7 protein-coding genes and 1 pseudogene are annotated in these 3962 nt (G+C 56.5%); 6 read left to right on the top strand and 2 right to left on the bottom strand.

Annotation, left to right across the window (positions count from 1 at the left end; all coding sequences use genetic code 11):
• Positions 1–271: 271 nt before the first annotated feature.
• Positions 272–622, bottom strand: coding sequence for an NAD(P)H-dependent glycerol-3-phosphate dehydrogenase (locus AC1D2N_RS36095; protein ID WP_245484585.1), 351 nt, complete (start codon positions 620–622; stop codon positions 272–274).
• Positions 623–1124: 502 nt separating this feature from the next.
• On the opposite strand from AC1D2N_RS36095, the gene AC1D2N_RS36090 reads away from it, so the two are divergent.
• The 4 genes and pseudogenes from AC1D2N_RS36090 to AC1D2N_RS36075 form a co-directional block, all read left to right on the top strand.
• The gene (locus AC1D2N_RS36090) at positions 1125–1325 is read left to right on the top strand and encodes a type II toxin-antitoxin system VapB family antitoxin (RefSeq protein ID WP_018245323.1); all 201 of its coding nucleotides are present in this window, start codon (positions 1125–1127) and stop codon (positions 1323–1325) included.
• A complete protein-coding gene (locus AC1D2N_RS36085) occupies positions 1322–1705 on the top strand; it encodes a type II toxin-antitoxin system VapC family toxin (protein WP_018245324.1) in 384 nt (127 codons plus the stop codon). The genes AC1D2N_RS36090 and AC1D2N_RS36085 overlap by 4 nt, the downstream gene beginning before the upstream one ends.
• 209 nt (positions 1706–1914) lie before the next feature.
• Entirely contained in the window at positions 1915–2142 is a 228-nt protein-coding gene (locus AC1D2N_RS36080) for a CopG family transcriptional regulator (protein ID WP_085990123.1), read from the top strand.
• Positions 2139–2477: pseudogene (locus AC1D2N_RS36075) on the top strand (PIN domain-containing protein); the annotation flags it as partial. The gene AC1D2N_RS36080 and the pseudogene AC1D2N_RS36075, both read left to right, overlap by 4 nt.
• Here AC1D2N_RS36075 and AC1D2N_RS36070 read toward each other — a convergent pair.
• Positions 2461–2790: a hypothetical protein gene (locus AC1D2N_RS36070; protein ID WP_018517229.1), complete on the bottom strand. Its 330-nt coding sequence runs from the start codon at positions 2788–2790 to the stop codon at positions 2461–2463. The pseudogene AC1D2N_RS36075 and the gene AC1D2N_RS36070 overlap by 17 nt on opposite strands.
• 176 nt (positions 2791–2966) lie before the next feature.
• Between AC1D2N_RS36070 and AC1D2N_RS36065 the strand changes: the two genes are divergently transcribed.
• Both AC1D2N_RS36065 and rsgA read left to right on the top strand, forming a co-directional pair.
• Positions 2967–3143, top strand: a complete 177-nt coding sequence (locus AC1D2N_RS36065; RefSeq protein ID WP_018071841.1) for a hypothetical protein — start codon at positions 2967–2969, stop codon at positions 3141–3143.
• A 34-nt stretch (positions 3144–3177) separates the two neighbouring features.
• Positions 3178–3962: GTPase RsgA (rsgA, locus tag AC1D2N_RS36060; RefSeq protein WP_477983005.1), on the top strand; the 785-nt coding region annotated here is incomplete at its 3' end.

Below are 3962 nucleotides of genomic sequence, written 5' to 3'. Positions count from 1 at the left end.
CTTCGATACATCGATACCAACGAAAACTTCTGTACAATGCTTCACGGCTTGTCCTCCTGCCAGGGAGGATCGGCTCGGCCTATCCGAGCAACCCTCGCAAAGGGAGTGTAGGGCAAGCCACCCCCGCCGGAAGGACATACGGTCTTACGATAAATCCGATCCATCGAAACAGAATCTCACCATGCACATATGCTGCCCGAGTTGCTTTGTGCATTCCATTAGCGACTTCCAATAAATACTGACAGATTTCACTGGAAATCAACGACCCGGTCTACTGGACAATGAGGTTTGAAAAATCCAACGTGAAGCGTTTCTGCTGAAGAACGGCGTTCATGATGGCAGACGCCAGAGGGAAATAAGCGAGCGGATCTTCATCGGTATGTTGCTTCTCAAGCGCCATATTCGCCAGAACCCGCGCTGTATCCACACCTTCGACCGTTTCGCCAAACAGTTCGCTCGACAACATTTCAACGACTGTGCGGCCAGTTCCCAATCCCTGGCCGAGGCGGCTGTTACGCCCTCCGCCAACAGTGACGTGCAGATCGCCCAGTCCGGCCAGCCCGAATGCCGTTGTGGTTTGCCCGCCCAGGGTGCAGGATGGGGATAACGGCAGTGGTGCCACCTTCAGCTATGGCTGGTGAGGCGGTTCACAACAGTCCAAAAAGGCGATGTCACGTCGTTTCGGCAGCGCATGTTCGCCGCTTTCCCCGAGGCGACCCCAATGGTGATCACCTACACAATCGCGTCGAACATCCGGACATCTTTTTGGCCGTTGCCTCAGAGGAAGTCGCGCACAACACTGGCACCGCCCCAATCCTGACCGGCTTTCCATCAGCTATGGCAACAGCCTGCCGGAGTGGCTCGGCCGGGGTCGTGTTGATGAAGTGGGATGTTGTCCCGCCTGCCGCGCAGACGATCATCGACGTCCAGATCGAGAAGATTCAGAAGATGTCGAAATAGGTCGAAGCAAGCGAGCGCTAGTGACCTGATCGGCTACGGTAGCCGCCACGCGGTCGCGCAGCTCCCGCTCTCACTCGGCGGTCCTCAGGTATCGATGTGGGAACTAGGCGTAGATTTTATCACCAAATGGTGCTAGTTAAAGCGCCTGAACAGGATAAGAAACGATGCGATCGACTATCAATCTAGACGACACTCTCATGGAAAGGGCCAGGTCCCTGACCGGCACAAAAGAAACCGCTGCTATAGTCCGCCAGGCGTTGGAGACGCTTGTTCGAGTAGAGTCCGGAAAACGCCTCATCGCGCTCGGCGGAACTATGCCCGATGCAGAGGCAGCTCCACGTCGCCGGAGCGCAGCTGCCAAGTGATACTGGCAGACACTTCTATATGGATCGATCATTTCCGCCATGTTGATGCGGAACTTCGGACGATCATTGAGGACGATCGTCTACTCTGCCATCCGGCTGTAGTTGGCGAACTGGCGCTTGGCAGCCTTCGAGATCGCGGGCGCGTGATAGCGTTTCTGGCAGCCCAGCGCCAAGCGTTCGTCGCAACGCATGACGAAGTGATGACAATGATTGATCGTCACGGCATTTTCAGTATGGGCATCGGCTATACAGATGCCCACTTGCTCGCCTCGATACTGCTTGATCGGCGAGCGGCGTTATGGACCAGGGACAAGCGTCTTCAGGCGGCGGCCAAAAAGGCAGGCGCTTCATTGCATAAGCCGGCCAATGCTCGCAACTAAACACCTAAATAGTTCTGCCGATCTTTCGCATTTATCCGATCGTTCGCCTTGAGCAGGTTCGAACCGGAGACCCGTGGTTCGCGCACAGATTTGAGAATGCGTTTTCAATCGTTTTCGCCGGTGAACAGGTTGGCGCAATGGTGCGTCCTTTCGGTATCAACCTTGAGAAGGCCGGCCACCTGCTTTATATGATGCGTGATGAGGCGGATATGAGAACGACCTTGGCAATCGACGACGATGTCCTGATCGCCGCAAAGGCGATGGCAACCCAGCAGCACCGGAGCGTCGGCGAGGTCATTTTTGAGCTGGCGAGACGTTCTCTGCGCCGACCGCCCAGCAGCCGCGAGCGCAATGGCATTCCTCTCCTGTCAGCTCGGCCGGATGCGCCTCCAGTGACCCTCGAAATCGTGAACGCCTTGCGTGACGAACTGCAGTGACTTTCCTGCTCGACGTCAATGTGCTGATTGCCTTAATCGATCCGGGCCATGTAGCCCATGATGATGCGCACGAATGGTTCGCGGCGATGGGTCAGACCGCGTGGGCTACCTGCCCCATTACCGAAAATGGTGTCATCCGGATTGTCGGCAACCCCAAATATCCCAACTCTCCCGGTTCACCGTCACTCGTGATGGAGATCGTCCGCAAATTGCGGTCGCTCCCCGGTCACAGTTTTTGGCCGGACGATGTGAGCCCTGTCGGGTCAGGTGATATCGCTGCCACGAAAATTCTAACATCGGGGCAGGTAACTGTTTCATTCAGTTTTGTAACGGCTTCTTCCGTGCGTTGGGTTCGCAGGCGTTCCACCTGCTCCTTGGCTTCCGCGATTTGCGAGCCGGTTGTTGCCTGTTCAGAGGCGATGGCAGCGCTTGCCCCAACAGATCGGCGTCGATGCCCAGAAGCTCCGTGTAATCTGATCGATTGATCAGCCCCCGTTCGACCGGCGACTGCTTGCCTTGCAGCTCGTCCTTTACGACCTCGGCCTGCTTCTGAACTGCAGCTTCCTGCTCGCGTAAGCCAGATAAGGTTTGATCTAGCTGTTCAAGGCGCCATTTGAGAATGGTCTGTTCCGACCGGAAACGGGCCATGCGGGCGTTGAATTCCTTCTCTTCCTCCAGGATGAGCTCGCTTCATTAAATAATCGACATTCGCCTTGAACAGGATCGACCCGGCGTTGGCTAATCGTGAAGCACCTGATAGGACCGCCGAGTATGAGGTCTTGGCACCATCTTCAGAGAGCCTCGGACCGGATCGGAGAGCTTTGATGGGCTGGAAAACACCGAAGATCGAATACGTGAATGGCTATAAGATCGTTGAAGTTGAAGGGCCCAGCTTCAAAGTCTACGATGGCGACCGTCAGCTCGGGGACGATTTCCCCTACCCCGGCGAAGCTGCTGCTTACGCAACCTCGTTGCCAAAACGGGATCATCCACGCAGCTAGGCGAGAAGCCGCGGAAGATCATTGAAAACCCTTTATGGCAGCCTTAACGAATGTGGAACAGGATTTGACCAGCTCCCAACTTTCTCCGCCGCTGGAACTGCTTGGGTGGTCAGAATTCTTCGCGGACCAGGTCCAGCCCAGCGAAGCTGACTTGATCCCCAGACGCATTGCTTCCGTTCACCGGGCACGCATCGAGGCAATCGATGTCACCGGGCCGGTCGGACTGGAATTTCCAKCCAATACCAATACTGGTGACTACGCGGTCGGCGACTGGGTTCTTGCCGATCCACTGACCGACATGCTCATCAGACGTCTCGACCGAAAAAGCGTCTTTCAGCGACGACMGGAAGGCGGGCGTGGCCAGCAACTTGTTGCCGCCAACGTCGACACCCTGTTGATCGTGACCTCGTGCAATGCCGATTTTAATCTTGCTCGGCTGGAACGTTACCTGATCATGGCCAACCAGGCCGGGAGCAATCCGGTGATTGTGCTGACAAAGGCCGACACCGCGGAAGATGCCGGCATGTTCCAGGCGCAAGCCGAGGCTTTGCAGCGTGACCTGCCTGTCATTGCCTTGAATGGGCGCTCCGCGGACGCMGTTTCCCTGTTGAGGCCCTGGTGCGGCATCGGCCAAACAGTTGCGTTGGTGGGGTCTTCTGGTGTCGGAAAATCAACACTGGTGAACACCATGACCGGGCCYGAATCTGACACAAAGCAAAAGACAGGCACCATCCGCGAATATGACGCGCAGGGCCGACACACAACCACCGCACGATCCCTGCATGCAATTTCAGGCGGCGGCTGGGTCATCGATACCCC

Source organism: Rhizobium sp. P1_B8 (assembly GCF_056406515.1).
This window is presented reverse-complemented; position numbering and strand designations above follow the sequence as displayed.

Coding starts and splice junctions, on each gene's coding strand:
- AC1D2N_RS36070 (WP_018517229.1), bottom strand. CDS start 2,790: ATGGCCCGTTTCCGGTCGGAACAGACCATTCTCAAATGGCGCCTTGAA.
- AC1D2N_RS36090 (WP_018245323.1), top strand. CDS start 1,125: ATGCGATCGACTATCAATCTAGACGACACTCTCATGGAAAGGGCCAGG.
- AC1D2N_RS36080 (WP_085990123.1), top strand. CDS start 1,915: ATGAGAACGACCTTGGCAATCGACGACGATGTCCTGATCGCCGCAAAG.
- AC1D2N_RS36065 (WP_018071841.1), top strand. CDS start 2,967: ATGGGCTGGAAAACACCGAAGATCGAATACGTGAATGGCTATAAGATC.